The 16,568-nt window shown below is 40.0% G+C and carries 16 protein-coding genes; 1 reads left to right on the forward strand and 15 read right to left on the reverse strand.

The features are described from left to right. Nucleotides 1-117: 117 nt before the first annotated feature. The 3 genes from AN389_RS01340 to fdxA all read right to left on the reverse strand — a co-directional run bounded on the left by AN389_RS01340 (nucleotide 118) and on the right by fdxA (nucleotide 3,309). A complete protein-coding gene (locus AN389_RS01340) occupies nucleotides 118-576 on the reverse strand; it encodes an Sbal_3080 family lipoprotein (RefSeq protein ID WP_055019085.1) in 459 nt (152 codons plus the stop codon). 21 nt (nucleotides 577-597) lie between these two features. Next, nucleotides 598-2,844, reverse strand: coding sequence for a carbohydrate binding family 9 domain-containing protein (locus AN389_RS01345; RefSeq protein ID WP_055019170.1), 2,247 nt, complete (start codon nucleotides 2,842-2,844; stop codon nucleotides 598-600). 141 nt (nucleotides 2,845-2,985) lie between these two features. Beyond that, nucleotides 2,986-3,309, reverse strand: coding sequence for a ferredoxin FdxA (gene fdxA, locus AN389_RS01350; RefSeq protein WP_055019086.1), 324 nt, complete (start codon nucleotides 3,307-3,309; stop codon nucleotides 2,986-2,988). Nucleotides 3,310-3,501: 192 nt separating this feature from the next. Between fdxA and AN389_RS01355 the strand changes: the two genes are divergently transcribed. After that, on the forward strand, nucleotides 3,502-5,109 hold the full coding sequence (locus AN389_RS01355; RefSeq protein WP_055019087.1) for an NAD(P)/FAD-dependent oxidoreductase: 1,608 nt from the start codon (nucleotides 3,502-3,504) through the stop codon (nucleotides 5,107-5,109). A gap of 125 nt (nucleotides 5,110-5,234) precedes the next feature. Here AN389_RS01355 and AN389_RS01360 read toward each other — a convergent pair whose 3' ends face one another. From AN389_RS01360 to AN389_RS01415, 12 genes are all read right to left on the reverse strand, one after another. Next, on the reverse strand, nucleotides 5,235-6,536 hold the full coding sequence (locus tag AN389_RS01360) for a DEAD/DEAH box helicase (protein WP_055019088.1): 1,302 nt from the start codon (nucleotides 6,534-6,536) through the stop codon (nucleotides 5,235-5,237). Nucleotides 6,537-6,604: 68 nt separating this feature from the next. Then, nucleotides 6,605-7,036 carry a hypothetical protein gene (locus AN389_RS01365; protein WP_055019089.1) on the reverse strand — a complete coding sequence of 144 codons (432 nt, stop codon included), beginning with the start codon at nucleotides 7,034-7,036 and terminating at the stop codon, nucleotides 6,605-6,607. Between the two features lies 1 nt (nucleotide 7,037). Further along, entirely contained in the window at nucleotides 7,038-7,841 is an 804-nt protein-coding gene (locus AN389_RS01370) for a MipA/OmpV family protein (protein ID WP_082430525.1), read from the reverse strand. A gap of 1 nt (nucleotide 7,842) precedes the next feature. Further along, a complete protein-coding gene (locus AN389_RS01375) occupies nucleotides 7,843-9,072 on the reverse strand; it encodes a beta-ketoacyl-ACP synthase (protein WP_055019091.1) in 1,230 nt (409 codons plus the stop codon). Further along, nucleotides 9,072-9,797: a 3-oxoacyl-ACP reductase FabG gene (fabG, locus tag AN389_RS01380; protein ID WP_055019092.1), complete on the reverse strand. Its 726-nt coding sequence runs from the start codon at nucleotides 9,795-9,797 to the stop codon at nucleotides 9,072-9,074. Before fabG ends, AN389_RS01375 begins: the two co-directional genes overlap by 1 nt. After that, nucleotides 9,797-10,252 (reverse strand): hypothetical protein, encoded by a 456-nt coding sequence (locus AN389_RS01385; protein WP_055019093.1) that lies wholly within the window; start codon nucleotides 10,250-10,252, stop codon nucleotides 9,797-9,799. The genes fabG and AN389_RS01385 overlap by 1 nt, the downstream gene beginning before the upstream one ends. A gap of 3 nt (nucleotides 10,253-10,255) precedes the next feature. Beyond that, nucleotides 10,256-11,425, reverse strand: coding sequence for a beta-ketoacyl-[acyl-carrier-protein] synthase family protein (locus tag AN389_RS01390; protein ID WP_055019094.1), 1,170 nt, complete (start codon nucleotides 11,423-11,425; stop codon nucleotides 10,256-10,258). Nucleotide 11,426: 1 nt separating this feature from the next. Beyond that, nucleotides 11,427-11,915: a DUF3261 domain-containing protein gene (locus AN389_RS01395; RefSeq protein ID WP_055019095.1), complete on the reverse strand. Its 489-nt coding sequence runs from the start codon at nucleotides 11,913-11,915 to the stop codon at nucleotides 11,427-11,429. 77 nt (nucleotides 11,916-11,992) lie between these two features. Beyond that, a complete protein-coding gene (locus AN389_RS01400; protein ID WP_055019096.1) occupies nucleotides 11,993-13,258 on the reverse strand; it encodes an NAD(P)/FAD-dependent oxidoreductase in 1,266 nt (421 codons plus the stop codon). Continuing rightward, on the reverse strand, nucleotides 13,258-15,594 hold the full coding sequence (locus tag AN389_RS01405) for an MMPL family transporter (protein WP_055019097.1): 2,337 nt from the start codon (nucleotides 15,592-15,594) through the stop codon (nucleotides 13,258-13,260). Before AN389_RS01405 ends, AN389_RS01400 begins: the two co-directional genes overlap by 1 nt. Next, entirely contained in the window at nucleotides 15,563-16,147 is a 585-nt protein-coding gene (locus tag AN389_RS01410) for a hypothetical protein (protein ID WP_055019098.1), read from the reverse strand. The genes AN389_RS01405 and AN389_RS01410 overlap by 32 nt, the downstream gene beginning before the upstream one ends. Beyond that, a complete protein-coding gene (locus AN389_RS01415; protein WP_055019099.1) occupies nucleotides 16,137-16,565 on the reverse strand; it encodes a thioesterase family protein in 429 nt (142 codons plus the stop codon). The genes AN389_RS01410 and AN389_RS01415 overlap by 11 nt, the downstream gene beginning before the upstream one ends. Nucleotides 16,566-16,568 lie beyond the last annotated feature (3 nt).

Here is a 16,568-nt window from a genome sequence, read left to right on the forward strand (position 1 = left end):
TTAGAACTGTACTCATAAAGAATAAATTAATGCTTAATAATTAACTAATTATAGAGTGTGATGAATAAAAATAAACCTTAAGCTTAAAATGTTTGAATAAACTAATATTACAAGTATTTAGTACATACCATCGATTAGTTCGATAATTTTTTCTTTCGCGTCTATAAACTTATCCAAACCACCGCCGGTGCGATAAGATGCTTGCGCAATTTTTTTATTGGTTCGAGCGTCTGTAACCCAAATATTCGCGTATGACATGTACAACGCTAAATCCCAATGCCAGTTAGCCACGTAATAAGCAACGGCATTACACCCTGCGATGTCAGCATTAGGTAATTCAGTTTGATACTCCTGATGTTTCAATACATAGTTAGCAGCAATTACACGTGTTTTAACGTTATGTTTTGCAAAACCTTCTTCCATTGCTGTGACAACGCCTTCTTTAACTGCCTTATGTTCAGCTATACATACTACTTCTGGTTTCACAGTGTCAAAGCGAGTTATATCTTGCTTAGCTGCACAACCCGCTAGGGTTGCTACCATTGCAGCTGCGATAGTTATTTTTATTGTTTTCATATTCATCCTTTTAATGGTTATTTAAAGCTGCCATGCATAGCTAACTTTTGTAAAAAATGTACGTTGTTCTCTTTCAACGTGTTTTAGGGAATCGTCTTGATAGCTTTTATCTGAGTAGCCTAAATAAAATAATGTTTGAGCATTAATTTTGTACGAGTAAACTAATTGGCTGCCGTAGTCTTTATTAATGTGGCTAACTTGGTAGTAGTAGGCGTCTTTATTTCTATCAATGTCTTCAAATTGCAAGATAAGCTTGAGCATAGCGCGCATGCTAAATTTATAATAAAGCCTAAAATCTAATAAGTTAGCAGTATAAACTCGCTCCCCTTGAGGGTTATCTAAAACGCTGTAGTTATGTGTAGCGTCTACTTGCCAATGATCGTTTATATCCCACGTAACTTGTGTTTGCGTAGCATACGAATCGCCAATTTGCTCATTGGCGTAATCAATGCGGCTGCCATACTCACCATAAAACGAAAGCCATATATTATTTTTAGGTTTAAAGCCCGTATAAACAAAGCCAATATTTTGGTTATAAAAAGCATCATTATAGTTTTCATAACGATGTAGTAAGCCAATTTCAAAAATAGACTGCTTTTGCCCTTTTAATGTTATAAACCCTTGGTATTCTTCTTCAAGTAGGTCGCCATTTTGCGCCCATGTTTTATCCCAATCAGCCTCATAAGACCATGACGTTAATAAGCCAGATCCATCTGCATACCAGGTTTGTCCGCCCCCAAAGCCTACGTTCTCATAATCTACTTTTTCTTGATAACCTAAGTCAGTACGATAGTCTTTACCTATGTTTTCGTAGCTAGCAAACAAATTGTAGTCACGTTTATCACGGGTAAACTCTATAGCGTACGCTTCATCAGATTGAGTTTTAGATAAGTTATAGTTACTTGTTAAAAAATCAGAGTTTTTAGAATCTGTTGTAGCTACCTGGTAGGTCAGTAGATCTGATTGATTAAACCAATAGCTGCCATCGACAGAAAGCACTGTATTGTAGTAATCATCGTTTTCGCGGTGAGTCGTACTTAGCCCTATAGTGCCTTGTTGGCCAATATCGTATTGATAACGCGCCGCTGCTGCATGGGTTTCATCCTCTAAAATTGCAAAACCAGAGCCTTGATTTGTAGGCAATAAAATATTGCTATTATTGTCATCGGCATACATAAATGCATAGCTATGTTGCCCTGTTTTACCCGTTAATTTTGCCCCAACTTCAGGCTCTGCAATAGTGCGGGTATACAGTAGTTCAAATAAACTGCTTTTAAAGTAGGATGCGCCATCTAAAAAAAATGGTCGTTTTTCTGCATAATAAATTGAGTACGTGGTATTTACATCAAGGGCTAACGCATCACTTTCTATTTGCGAAAAATCTGGGTTTATAGTGGCATTAATTACCGCATCTTGTGTAACCCCCCAGCGTAAATCAAGGCCAGCTTCGGTGTCTATATCGCCATTATCCCACGGCCCTGGCAAGGTAGGTTTTGAATCATTTCTGAGCGCCGTAAGTGTGGGCGTTAGTTGCAGATTTTTGCTGGCTTTTATATTTTTAAAACCATTTAATTTATCAAACTGACATAAACTGCACTTTATATCTCGGTCAAACCCCATATTTGAAAGCTGATACAGTACATCACGTTGGTAATTTCGCATAAGGGCAAAGCCCCATGTTAAATCTGTTTTATTTTCAGGAAATCTCAGCGCTTTAAAAGGTATACGCATTTCAACCACAAACCCTTGGTCGGTAATTTGCCCTGCGCTATCCCATATTGCATCCCAAGACGGGTCTGATTGCCAGCCATCGGTGTCACTCATTCGCGTATCACCTTGCGCACCCAATGGGTTTACATAAAATTCGTAAGCTGAACGTTCGTCGTTAAAAGTGTCAATAATTAAAATAACCGTATCATCTTGCCAAAGCGTATCTCTGTCACGTAGTGACGCTGTAATTTCGCTCGGCTGTGGATCTTCGGCTACAAATGCAACATATAAGTGGCTGCCATCTTCATACATGTAAGCATCGGTTTTAACCGGTGGGGTGCCCTTTTCGTTAGGCTCATCTTGAAATGCTATAGGAACTAAAGTGGCATTTTGCCAGTGGGGCTCATCAAGTACGCCATCTACAGTAATATCTGCATTTATATGTACAAGAGAATGCTGCTGTTTTTCACTGGCGTAAAGGTGGTTAGAAAATAAAAGTGCTAATAAGAAGGGGAATAAAGCACTGCATTGTTTTTTTATAATTATTAAGTACTGCATAAACATCCATTTAGACGTGTTTACCCTTAAAAGGTAAACTTATTTATGCAGTGTAATTTAAGTCAGTACATTTGTTAATAGCCTGATACTAAAAACAATAGCTTTTTTTAACTAATTAATATTAAAGGCTTAATTTAAAAGCTAGGTTTCAATTAATTTAAGCTTATCAGCAACGCCATTCCAACTATCGGCATCAGTGGGCGCTGGTTTTACTTCAACAATGCGTGGCCACACCAATGCAAGCTCAGCATTAAGCTCGGTAAACTCTTTTTGGTCTTCTGGCAGCTCGTCTTCTTGGTAAATTGCTTCAGCTGGGCACTCTGGTACGCATAATCCACAATCTATGCAATCAATAGGGCTTATTGCTAAAAAGTTAGGGCCTTCGTAAAAGGCATCTGCAGGGCACACCGCCACACAATCTGTGTATTTACACTTAATACAGTTTTCGGTGACCACAAACGCCATAATAGTTTAAACCTAGTAATTAATTATCTAAAGCGAGGATCATACCCAACCCCATTAAAAACACAATAAATATGTGCCATCTGCGGTCAATTTAACGTAATATATGCGCCCTTAATGTATAGCCATTACGTGCCCTACACTTCTTATTGTGAGCGGATACTATTACCGCTAAGACACCTAAAAGAGATAATAATGATACGTTTAACCGAAATAAAGCTGCCGCTTGATCATAACGAAGACGCTATAGGCCAAGCCATAGTTGATAAACTAAAAATACAGCCAGCGCAGCTACATAGCTACAATGTGTTTAAACGTGGGTACGATGCACGTAAAAAAACGGCTATTATGCTTATTTATACCCTTGATATTGAAGTCGATAACGAAGAGACGCTGTTAAACGCATTTGCAAAAGATCAGCACGTAAAACCAGCACCTGATACTTCATACAAATTTGTTGCCCACGCCCCCGCTAACCTTACTGAGCGCCCTGTAGTAATTGGCTTTGGCCCGTGTGGATTATTTGCGGGCTTAGTGCTGGCTCAAATGGGTTTTAATCCTATTATTTTAGAGCGCGGTAAAGAGGTACGTGAACGCACCAAAGACACCTTTGGCTTTTGGCGAAAACGTACCCTTAATACAGAGTCTAATGTGCAGTTTGGCGAGGGAGGCGCTGGTACATTTTCAGACGGTAAACTATACAGCCAAGTAAAAGATCCAAAACATTACGGGCGTAAAGTTATCACCGAATTTGTAGAAGCTGGCGCACCCAGTGAAATTTTATACGTAAGTAAACCACACATTGGTACATTTAAACTTGTTACCATGATTGAAAAAATGCGCGCGCGTATTATTGAACTTGGTGGCGAAATCCGCTTCAGTACCCGCGTAGACGATATTCATATAGATGATGGGCAAGTAACTGGTTTGACGCTTTCAAACGGTGAAACGCTAAATACCCGCCATGTAGTACTTGCTGTGGGACATAGCGCCCGTGATACCTTTAAAATGATTCACGATAAAGGCATTTACGTAGAAGCTAAACCATTTTCTGTTGGCTTTAGAATCGAGCACAAGCAATCGATGATTGATGAGTGTCGTTTTGGGCCTAACGCGGGTAACCCCATTTTAGGCTCTGCTGATTATAAGCTTGTTCACCATTGTGATAACGGTCGCACAGTGTACAGCTTTTGTATGTGCCCAGGAGGTACTGTTGTAGCCGCCACCTCTGAAGAAGGCCGCGTAGTAACAAACGGTATGAGCCAGTACTCTCGTAGTGAGCGCAATGCAAATAGTGCCATTGTAGTAGGTATTACACCTGAAAAAGACTTCCCTGGTCACCCGCTTGCCGGCATTGATTTGCAACGTAAACTAGAAGAGCAAGCCTATGCATTAGGCGGTAGCAACTACGATGCACCAGCACAGTTAATTGGCGACTTTTTAAAAGGAAAAGCATCGGGCGATTTAGGTGATGTACAACCATCGTTTACACCAGGAATAAAACTCACCGATTTAGCAAATGTACTCCCGCAGTTTGCTATCGATGCTATACGCGAAGCCATACCTGCATTTAATAAGCAAATTCGTGGTTTTTCAACTAACGATGGCTTATTAACCGGTGTAGAAACGCGTACGTCATCGCCGATTAGTATCAAACGCGATAAAAGCTTCCAAAGTATAAATACAAAAGGTTTATACCCAGCAGGTGAAGGCGCTGGTTACGCAGGTGGTATTTTATCTGCAGGCATTGATGGTATTAAAGCGGCTGAAGCCGTTGCACTCGCAATGTTAGAAAACGCTTAACCCTTTTAAATTATTAATCAAAAACCTCACTTAGTGAGGTTTTTTTGTTTACACCTTGAGCTAAATTGAGGCACAAAAAAACCTGAGTAAACTCAGGTTTTTTATAAATGCTAAATTTTGTAAGCTTACTTTTTAAGGGTAAGCTTGGCGCCTTTTAAGCTTTTACGCACATTTGAAATACGTGAGCGATTTACCGCACGTGCTTCGCCTGTTGCTTGGCCTGTTGGCTTATTCGTACGGCTACGACGTAAATGTGCTGGTTTTTTACCTATTTTATCAATAAGTACTTCACGGCTACTTACTTCATAACCCTCTAAGTAAACACGCTTGATTTTTTGGCCAATTAACGACTCTATTTCAAACAAGGTGTTTTCTTCTTCGCGGCTTACAAACGAAATTGCTTGGCCTTGATTACCTGCACGACCTGTACGGCCAATGCGGTGTACGTAATCTTCTGCAAGCCAAGGTAAATCAATATTAATGACTCGTGGTAGGCCTTCAATATCAATACCACGCGCTGCAACTTCGGTAGCCACTAAAACACGTACTTTGCCTTCTTTAAATTCACGAAGTGCACGTCGGCGGTTACCTTGCGATTTATCACCATGACATACAGTGGCAGGAATACCATCAAGGTTAAGCTCTTTAACCAGCCCATCCGCCGTTTCTTTCATGTTTACAAACACAAGTACCTGTTGCCAGTTCTTTTTACCAATAAGCTCAGAAAGTAGCTCTTGCTTACGGCGCTCTTCGACTGGGTAAACAACATGCTGTACCGTACTTGCTGTACTGTTGGTTTGATCAACACGAACAATTTCAGGCTGTTTTAGTACTTTTGCTGCAAACTGCTTAATAGCAGCGGGAAACGTAGCCGAGAAAAGTAAAATTTGGCGCTGTTCATCACAGCTTCTAATCACACTTTGCATGTCTTCAATAAAGCCCATATCAAGCATACGGTCGGCTTCATCAAGTACTAAGTGTTTAACACTTGCTAGGCTTAAATTACCTAAACGAATATGATCAAGTAAACGCCCTGGGGTTGCAACTACAACATCTACGCCGTCTTTAAGTGCATTTGCTTGGCCTGCGGTATTAACACCGCCAAATAGGCTCACTACTTTTAAAGCGGTATGTTTTGCATAGGCTTTAAAGTTATTTGCTATTTGCTCTGCCAGCTCACGAGTAGGCGCAAGCACTAACGCGTGCGGAGCATTGCTCGTGCTTAGCTCAGATTCAGTTAATTTTTGGATGATAGGTAAAGCAAACGCAGCCGTTTTACCTGTGCCTGTTTGGGCACTTGCTAAAACGTCTTTACCTTTACGAACAGCCGGAATAGCTGAACGCTGAATGGGCGTAAGGGTGTGGTAATTAAGTTCGTCTAACGCCTGAATAAGTTCAGGGGAAAAACTAAAAGATTTAAAATTCATGCTGTATAACCTGCGGCCACATTTATCAAGGGTCGCAAATTATACAGCAAAAATGAGTCAACAGTTAGTTATAACTTAACTAAAGTGCCTTTTAATGCAACCCCAGCGATAATTGTACCAGCACCGCATTCATATTCCGTGCTACTTACAAACTTACGCTTTTTATAATATGATTGAATATTTACAACTGCGTTCATGCCTTCTTTTATGGCACGCTCTTGTAGTGCTTTTAAAGCACTGAGCATGACCCACTCGCACGCTTCACGATCACTTTTATTAAATGCGTTAGTTTTTTTATTAGTGATCACTTCACCGTATTTACTGCTCTCACTACCGTAGCTTTGATCAGCAAAGTAAAGAGGTACATCTAATAGCGCACTTTTGGCTTTACTGGTTTCTAGCAGTGGTTGAATAGGATATTTACCTATATCATCACGTGCTTCAACCGCACTCACTGTTAACAAAGATGTAGCTAATAATAAGCTTGTCATTAATTTCATTTTATATTCCTTCTTTTGTATAGAACTTCCATGCAACTCCAAAACCAAACGAGATATTACTATCGTGTTTCACTAAGGGACTACGTTGCTGTTTGCTTTGGGCTAAGTGGTGATATTTAATAAAGCCACCTAGCCAATATTTTTTACTATCTAAATTAAGCCCCAGCGAAATATCGGCGCCAGAATACCCCGACTGAGTATTAAACTTTGAACGTGAATCATGCGTATCTGATGCTGATATACTATAATAATAATTTAAGTAACGACCGTCGGCAAAATTGGCATTTGCTCTTACGCTAGTGGTAATTTCATAAGTTGGGGCAATAAACACCGGGCTTTCATAGTAGATGCTCGGCCCATAACGCCAACCGACGTTAGTCACTGAGCTAAAATCAGTTGCCATAGCTTTACGGGTGAATAAGCCAATATAAAATTGTTCTGCCGCTTGGGGATCACCTTTAAAGTAATAATTTAGCGAAGGTCCAAGTTCAAACACCCAATCTAAATCATCCATGCCTTCTCGAGCTTGGTTATCTGCGCTGTCAACGGCTATACTAACTCCAGCAGATATATCTAGGTGTACATTATCAAAATGCCATAAGTAACCAGTAAAGCTATTGCGGTCCACATCTAACTCATCACTTTGATAACGAACATAAGGCACAGGCATTATGTATTGCTCACTTTGATCTGATCCTAGATAGTGGGGGATATCAGCCACAAACACACCACCGCCTATTTCTAATTTAGATGTAGCAAAACTCAATGGGCTAAATAAACACAAAAATAACACTAACCAAGGCATATTACTCACCTTTAAAGCGTTTAAAAATCAATGAGGTATTAATGCCACCAAATGCAAAGTTATTACTCATTATATAATCGGTATCTATTTCACGGCCATGTTCTGTAATATAATCTAAAGGCGCACATTCATTGTCTACTTCTGTCAAATTAATTGTTGGGGCAAACCAATTATCAGTCATCATATTAATACTAGCCCACGCTTCTATCGCACCACAAGCACCTAAAGTATGACCAAGATAACTTTTTAGTGAACTAATTGGTTTAGCACCTAACGCGTTAAAGGTTGCATGTGTTTCTGCAATGTCACCACGATCTGTTGAAGTACCATGTGCATTAACATAACCAATTTGATCTGCCGATAAATTTGCATCTTGCAATGCCATTTCAATCGCAACTTGCATCGTCGTTGATGTAGGTTGAGTAACATGTTGTCCATCAGAATTACAGCCAAAACCGACAACTTCAGCCAATATATTTGCCCCTCTAGCTTTAGCATGTTCATACTCTTCAAGTATTAGCGTACCGGCACCTTCTCCTATAACTAAGCCATCACGGTTTTTATCAAATGGCTTGGGAGTTAGCTCTGGATTATCATTTTGTGTACTCGTTGCATACAAAGTATCGAATACCGCAGCCTCTGTAACACACAGCTCTTCAGCTCCTCCAGCTACCATAATTTTTTGACGACCAAACTTAATTGCCTCAAAGGCGTACCCTATCCCTTGTGAACCTGAAGTACACGCAGAGCTTGTGGTAATGACTCGACCTTTAATACCAAAAAAAACACCCACATTTACTGGGGCTGTATGAGCCATCATTTGGATGTAGCTAGTTGCTGTCACTCCATTCATAGAGCCTGTATCCATCATACGACCAAATGGGACTAAAGGAGCCGTTGAGCCAATTGACGAACCATATGAGACACCTGTTGAACCATCGGTCAATGCTGGGTGTTCAAGTAGTTTCGCTTGCTCAAGCGCACGTTCAGTAGCATAAGTAGACATCAATGATACTCGTCCCATTGAACGTACTTTTTTACGAGAGTAATGAGATGGGCGATTAAAATCGATAACAGGAGCTGCGAGTTTAGTATTTAATCCATCTATATAATCCCACTCAGGCATACGCTTGACTGCATTTTTTCCCTGAATTAACGCAGATTTAAAATCCCCCCAGTTATCACCTAAAGCAGTAATCGATGACATCCCCGTTATTACAACTCGCTTCATTACGCCATACCACCATTTACTTGAAGCACTTGACGCGTAATATAGCTAGCCCCATCAGACATTAAAAACGAGACCGCCGCAGCTACCTCTTCAGGATCACCCATTCTATTAGCTGGGATCATTTTTGTCATTTCAGAAATCGGTAGATGGTCGGTCATTCCAGTATCAATCAAACCTGGAGCGACACAGTTAACAGTAATTTTTCGCTTTGCAAGCTCAACCGCAAGTGCTTTAGATGCCCCAATAACGCCTGCCTTTGAAGCACTGTAATTGACCTGACCGCGATTACCTGCCACTCCTGACACTGACGACATTGCAATAATGCGTCCCCCCTTTCGCGTTCTGACCATCGGCATAACAAGTGGATGCAACACATTATAAAAACCATCTAGGTTGGTGTGTACTACACTATCCCACTCTTCATCTGTCATCGCAGGGAATGCAGTGTCTGCAGTGATCCCAGCATTACAAACTACGCCATAAAAAGCACCATGGGTTTCAACGTATTGATCTAAAATTGCTTTTGCACTCTTTCTATCAGCTACATCAAATTGTAAAATATCCACATCTACACCTAACGCAGCAATTTCAGCTTTAACTTGCTCTGCTGCTTCACGACCTGAGCGGCAATGCAGGCTAATATTAAACCCATCTTTAGCTAATTGTAGAGCAACTGCTTTACCAATTCCTTTACTTGAACCAGTCACTAATACTCGTCTTGACATTACATTTGCTCCGCTAAAAATTGCTCTGGGTTTTCAGGTTGAAATACATTAATTTTTGCTTCTACTAACAGGGTATCCACTTGCTTAATACTACAGTCAAAAGCACTTAAGCCATTTGCTTCGCTGTATAATTTTTCTACTCTGATCGTTAATGTGCTATTTAAAGCAAAACGATTACAGTGCATCTTATACTTACGACTACTCACTAAAAAGCCAATTTCGACTTTTGCGCCATTATCAACTTGGTTAGCGTTGGCGTAAGCAGCGATGGCTTGCGCCATATACTCAATACCTACATGGCTTGCGACACTTTGGCTATCTGCATTATAAAAGTTACTCTGGGGTGTAATTGTGACTGAGCAAATTCCAGCTGTTTCATCATAGCTATCTAAACTATCGATCAAAATCATGGGCGCAGTATGAGGTAAAATAGTTTCAATTGGGTACACAGACATCTCTTATAATCCGATTAATACACTAACGTTATTGCCGCCAAAAGCAAATGAGTTGGACAGGCATGTTTTAATTTTTGTTTCGCTCTTCGCCCCTAATGGCACGAGATTAATTGTCGGCAATGCTGGATCCGCTTCGCCATCCCAAATATGCGGGGCAAACTCATCATCGCCAAGTAACAACCAACATAAGCCGATTTCAGTTGCTCCTGCTGCACCTAACGTATGCCCTATCATGCCTTTAGAAGAACTACAGGGTGTGCCATTACCAAACACTTCAGCCACTGCAATGGCTTCCATCTCATCATTTTTAGGGGTAGCTGTACCATGCAAATTCACATAATCAACATCACTTGCTTGATAGCCAGCTCGAGTCAGTGCGGCTCGCATAGCCGCTACTGCACCTTCGCCTTGTGGGTGTGGGGCTGACATATGATGCGCATCGCTAGACTCTCCTACGCCGAGCAATTTGACAGTACCTTGCTTTTCAACTATACATAATGCCGCTGCCTCACCTAAGTTGATACCATCACGGTTTTTACTAGAAGGATTGCTAATGCCAGTAGAAGTTGAGGCCAATGCGGCAAACCCATTAACTGTCATACCGCATAAGCTATCTACGCCACCGACAATTGCAACATCAGCAAGATCCGCTGCAATTAGCTCTTGTGCTGTGGCAAATGCTTTGGCACTCGAAGAACAAGCTGTAGATAATGTCATAGCGGGTCCTTTTACGTCTAAATACAAACTAATAAATTGAGATAAATTGTCCATCTCTTGCTGCTGGTAATGATAATTATGGACAAACTTTCCTTGCTCTAAGTATTGCGCCATGGCTTGTTCACCTTGCGCAATTCCTGAGGTACTAGTGCCTACAATTACTGCAATTCGGTGTTGTTCATATCTCTGTTTTAAATCGTTAACTGGGTTGATTAGCTGCTCTAGTGCTAAAGCGGCTAATTGGTTATTGCGGCTATGAAACTCACAAGGATATTGTACTAATGAAGGCAACACTGCTTGCACAGCACCAACATAAATTGGACCTTCATTAAGTAGTTCATTATTAACAACAATGCCTTCTTGATTTCCTGCTAACAAGTTACGTTTAATTGTTTTATTGTCACAGCCTAATGGGTTAACCATAGCATAATGGCTAATATATAGCGGTTGTTGCATATTAATATTCTTCTAATCTTTCTATTTTTAAGCGATAATTTTGTTCAAATTCTGTCAGTAGAGTGACAGCGCCATTATACGTGATTTCTCGAGCTAATAAGCCATTACGGTAAAACTGCCGTGTTCGAAGTAACATGTTATCAAACTCAATCACCTTACTATCATTACGCATGTTTTGCTCAAGCATCCCCAACGGCCAAAATGCACTTTGCATATCGTAAATAATTTTTTTCCCATCAAGCTCTAAACCTAACGTATTCTCGGTGGTAAGTTCATGAGTTTGAGTATCAAATTGCAGCTGTGTAACCGGCACCCCTTCAAAAGTGAGAGCAACAACTGTGATTGATAATTTTGAAAACTCGGTTGATACCAATATTGACTCATCAACAATGCCGGAAAACTGAAATCTTTCGAGCCAACCTTTTTCAATCAACTGTGTAGGGATTGGCATATAATTAAACATTGCTCTTGCCATATGATTTGCTGCCATTTGTTGACATCCAGCTATAAATAGCACACATAATGGCAACAGCGTTTTTCTATATAATCTCAACATCAGCAGCACCATTAAGCAACACTATCATTATTATCTGGCTCGCAAATTTGTTCTAAAATCTTTAATCCACGCTTGGTATTTTTTACAAATGGGTTACTTTTATCCCAAGCGTACCCTGCTAAGATTGAGCACACCATCTCTTTTACATCTGGTTGACCATCAGCAAAAAAGATCACTGATTGCAAACTCGTGTCGTACCATGAATTCACAAAGTATTTAAATACTTCGATCCCTCCCCTTAGTGGCTCTTCATACTGAACTTGCCAATCAATTGCTTCACCTTGAAGCTGTTTCACCACCAACTCGGACGCTTGAACAGCAGATTTTAACGCAATTGTGACACCAGATGAAAATACGGGGTCTAAAAACTCACCAGCATTACCTAATAATGCGAACTTATCACCGTGTAGCGTTTTTACATTCGCTGAATAGCCACCAATCGTGCGAACAGGGGCAATAATTTTAGCATCTGTCAATAAAGCACTTAGGTTGTCATCAGCACGAATAAAGTCTGAGAGTGTTTGTTCAAGTGTTTGATTTGGTCTTTCGATTTGTGCTGTTTCACCGACAACCCCTACACTAACTGTGCTATCACTAAAAGGAATCACCCAGTACCATACATCTGGAATCATAGGGTGAACGGTGATCAGTATCTTATTGCGGTCGAACTGTGTGCTATCAATATTATCTTTAAAATGTGTAAATACAGCCTTACGAGGAGTGAGTACACTCGGCTCTTCTAAATCCAATAAGCGCGGAAGTACACGGCCAAACCCGCTGCCATCTAAGGTAAATTTTGCAGAAATGATGCTTTCTTCTTTCGTTTTTAAATCAATTATATTTGTGTAAGTAGTCTTTTCATCACTTTTAAAGCCAGTTACCTGCTGTCCAAAGAGGATGGTAGCTCCTTGTTTAACTGCTTCTTGCGCTAATAAATTATCAAACGCAGCTCGTTTAACCTGATATGTTGTACTTGGCCCATCACTGAATTTTTCTTCAAAATTAAAGTTAGTATGGTGGCCATTACGATAAAATGCGGCGCCATTTTTGAATTGAAACCCAAGCTCATCAGCATTGTCTAGCAGTACATCAAGCATATTGGCTTTAGCTAAGAATTCCATTGTTTGCGGTAATAAACTTTCACCAATTGAAAAGCGAGGGAATTCATCCCGCTCAATAAGGCAGACACTTAAACCATGTTGCATTAACAAACACGCTGCGACTGTCCCCGAAGGGCCTGCCCCTATAATAGTTACATCATAATCTGTTGATATCATTAAATATTCCTTTTTGATACTAAAGCAAGGCGTGGCGCGAGCAAAAACACCACTGTTACACCAATAAATACTGTAAAACCAAATTGCCTAACTGCAGGCGTTGAACTAACGATTAATATTGCGAATACAAATAATGAACTTGCTGCTGATACAAAGGTGGTTAGTGTTATTTTTTTACTTAGGCCATGTTCGGCATAAAAAATACAATAATCTAGGCCAAGGGCTAAAATAAGGATCCCAGCAACATAATTAAATACGGTCAAACTTCCATAAAACCAAGTGCTTAATATAAGTGCAATTAGTATTGCAATTAGTGGGCGTGTCATTGCAATAAAAGCATTTAATAGCCCGTAGCGCAGCCAAAAAATTATCATCGCCGCAGCTAAGGAAAATGCATAGATTAAAACTAATTGCTGTCTAAATTGCTTTATTTGCTTGCTTACATCAGCTACTTTATCAATAAAAAAAACATTAGGATTACTGTTAGCTAAGGTTTTAAGCCTGCTAGAATTTTTTACCCTCTTTAACTTAATCACACTGTAATAACGGTCTAGCGATTGCAACCATTGATTGGTAAATAAAAGTCCCACTTGGCTATCTTGCCATTTGGCAAAGTCAAGCTGTTGATAATCATCAAATAGAATATCTGATGAATCATAGCCGAGCACTAAGTTTAACTGTGTAAAATCCCCGCGATTAACTGCTCGACTTAGCAATTGTTGATTACTCTTTTGCATGGATATTGACGGTAGCCATTGGCTGATACTGGAATACGCTGCAATCTCTTTGTTTGCTTGTAATTGCTCAAGCTGTGGTAAAAGTTGCTCCATCTGCCTAAGCACCTGCTGCTCGCTGTCACTGGCTATCAACAGGTATGAACTGTCCCATTGCGCTGCTAATAAATCGCTGATTGTTTGTTGCTGAGTGATTAAATCATGGGGAACTTTGTAGAAATGTCGTGGATCATCATCATTATCTAAAAACATTAAGCCAAATAATGCGACTATGATGAATAGCACTTGCCAACGCATCGCCAGCTTATTAGTAAGCCACGTTTGCTGTAGGTTATGCAATCCAGTAATAAAGTTCGGCACCTGCATAGCGCTTTTAGCTTTTAATAGCATTAAACTTGGGTAGAGTAGTAATACACATAATAAAGCCCCCAGCAGCCCTGCCATGGTGAAGACCGCAATTTGTTTAAATAATATTAATGGCGTAAACACCAGTATTAAATATCCGGCAGTAGTTGTCAGAAAACCTAATAACAATGAACTACGAATATTGTGCAATGGGTTTGCTATTTTAGCTTGAGAAAAACGCAATTCACTTAGGGCATGAAAACTATAATCGGCTGCTATACCAATTAACGTCACTGCAAACACTAACGTTAAAACATTGACCTCAGAAAACAATAATCGCAGTGCAGTGTAGCCATAAATCATACTGACTAAAACGACGAATAACGTGCAGAACACACTCAATACACTTCGGTAGATAACCATGATCAATAACAAGGTTGCGAGTACAGAAATCACCCCAAAAAGGGCCATTTCACTTTGGGCGCTGGAGCTTGCACTCGCAGTAAAAAAAGCAGCCCCAGTGGCCAAGTAATCCACACCTGTATCTTGTGTTAATGCTTGCTGTTTAAGAGAAGCGACGTTTGCTGCAATCTTTTTCGCAACATTTAAATCTAAACCCGTGCCATTACTCATAAAGTTTACGAGTACATAATAGCGAACCTGCTCTACAGCCTCGCTTTTAGTCGCAATTAAAAAGCCATCATAGTTTTTAAGTTGTGCTGAAGGTAATCGTTGTTGATTAAAAAAGTCGGCTAGGGCTAAGGTTTTGTCGCTTTGCAAAGTAGCTGCAACCCAAGGCGACGCCACGTCATTAAGGAGGTTAAATTGGTAATTGAATAAGCGTTGACTATCGTTTGCTTGCAACAAGTATCGATATTGCTCACTGATAAAAGCATACGGATAATTAAGGTAATCACGCACTATTGAGTCAAGTTTGGGTAAAGCATCAAACTTTACATTGACAGCAATACCCGTAATTTCATTTAACGACTTAGCCGCTCTCTGGGCATACTTGATTGCCGTGGCTTTATCTTGATGACCCACTAATAAAAGATGCTGACGTAATTGCTGTTGTTCTAATTGGTCGATAACGAGTTGTATTTCTGGACCTTGTTCTACGCTAAATATTTGATTGAGATCAGCAACAATCGTAAATGACTTAAATAGCCATAAATAAGTCAAACCCGCTAATATAACAGCAAACTGTATGCACCATACAACGAGCTTAGTGCGTGAGCTTAATGGCTTCCATGTCACCTTGACTAAGCTCCTTAGTGGTTATTTTCATAATAATATTGGTATGATTATTTTGTTGGTCGGTTATCACTATCTCACGTTGGCTATCACCTTCTCGGCAAAGTTTTACTTGCTTAAACATCTTTGCTACTTCAATTAAAGTTGGCACTAATTGGTAACAACCAGTTCGATCTTCAGTGGTTATTTGCCAATCAGAGTTCTTGATCTGGCCACTTAATAAGTTAGCTAATAGCTGGTTTATTTGTTTATCTTGGGTCAGTACTTGATAATCTTGGTCAGTATCAGTACGCCGATAAATTCCACTAGTTAAAAGCAGTAGCTCACTTTTTACAGGCAAAATTGTATGCCAATAAACTTGTCGCTCGAAAATAACAAACTCACCTTGTGACTTAATGGCCCGTTTTAAAAAGGTGAAATGCTTTGCTTGGCTAAACTCTCCTTTACCTTGCTTAACTTCAAACTCACTGAAATCACTTTGTGCAAAACAGTTAGTTGCCAAGCAAACGAATAACACCGCTACTAGCCATATAGTACAGCAAATTTTACTCAACATATGTACGTACTTTATCGATAAGTACAGCGGGAGATTCAAACTGTAATTCTTGGTTTTGTAAATCTAAGGCGACTTGAATTGTATGGGCTTTAGTCAACACCTTCTGGCTGTCTATACATTCAATTTTATATTCGATTTTGAGCCGTGTTTCGTACTCAACCAAACTCGCATGAATGCGTATGTGCGAACCAAACACGGCCGATGCAACATACTTTAGACGCATATCAACAATCGGCCACATATAACCTGAGTGTTCCATCGCATTGTAATTATAGCCAATTTTGTCAAGTAATACGCACCGAGCATCTTCTATGTATTTAACATAGTTCCCATGCCAAACAATGCGCATAGGATCTAAATCATAAAATGGCACCACCATGTCAACATGGGCAGTTACTATTGCGTTGGATTTTTTCATCTT

Source organism: Pseudoalteromonas sp. P1-7a (assembly GCF_001401855.1).
Taxonomy (GTDB): Bacteria; Pseudomonadota; Gammaproteobacteria; order Enterobacterales; family Alteromonadaceae; genus Pseudoalteromonas.

Bases quoted from the DNA above. Each gene is read 5' to 3' on its own strand.
- fdxA (WP_055019086.1), bottom strand. From the start codon at position 3,309: ATGGCGTTTGTGGTCACCGAAAACTGTATTAAGTGTAAATACACAGAT.
- AN389_RS01345 (WP_055019170.1), bottom strand. From the start codon at position 2,844: ATGCAGTACTTAATAATTATAAAAAAACAATGCAGTGCTTTATTCCCC.
- AN389_RS01415 (WP_055019099.1), bottom strand. From the start codon at position 16,565: ATGAAAAAATCCAACGCAATAGTAACTGCCCATGTTGACATGGTGGTG.
- AN389_RS01340 (WP_055019085.1), bottom strand. From the start codon at position 576: ATGAAAACAATAAAAATAACTATCGCAGCTGCAATGGTAGCAACCCTA.
- AN389_RS01410 (WP_055019098.1), bottom strand. From the start codon at position 16,147: ATGTTGAGTAAAATTTGCTGTACTATATGGCTAGTAGCGGTGTTATTC.
- AN389_RS01370 (WP_082430525.1), bottom strand. From the start codon at position 7,841: ATGCCTTGGTTAGTGTTATTTTTGTGTTTATTTAGCCCATTGAGTTTT.
- AN389_RS01385 (WP_055019093.1), bottom strand. From the start codon at position 10,252: ATGTCTGTGTACCCAATTGAAACTATTTTACCTCATACTGCGCCCATG.
- AN389_RS01395 (WP_055019095.1), bottom strand. From the start codon at position 11,915: ATGGCAGCAAATCATATGGCAAGAGCAATGTTTAATTATATGCCAATC.
- AN389_RS01360 (WP_055019088.1), bottom strand. From the start codon at position 6,536: ATGAATTTTAAATCTTTTAGTTTTTCCCCTGAACTTATTCAGGCGTTA.
- AN389_RS01390 (WP_055019094.1), bottom strand. From the start codon at position 11,425: ATGCAACAACCGCTATATATTAGCCATTATGCTATGGTTAACCCATTA.
- AN389_RS01375 (WP_055019091.1), bottom strand. From the start codon at position 9,072: ATGAAGCGAGTTGTAATAACGGGGATGTCATCGATTACTGCTTTAGGT.
- fabG (WP_055019092.1), bottom strand. From the start codon at position 9,797: ATGTCAAGACGAGTATTAGTGACTGGTTCAAGTAAAGGAATTGGTAAA.
- AN389_RS01355 (WP_055019087.1), top strand. From the start codon at position 3,502: ATGATACGTTTAACCGAAATAAAGCTGCCGCTTGATCATAACGAAGAC.
- AN389_RS01400 (WP_055019096.1), bottom strand. From the start codon at position 13,258: ATGATATCAACAGATTATGATGTAACTATTATAGGGGCAGGCCCTTCG.
- AN389_RS01365 (WP_055019089.1), bottom strand. From the start codon at position 7,036: ATGAAATTAATGACAAGCTTATTATTAGCTACATCTTTGTTAACAGTG.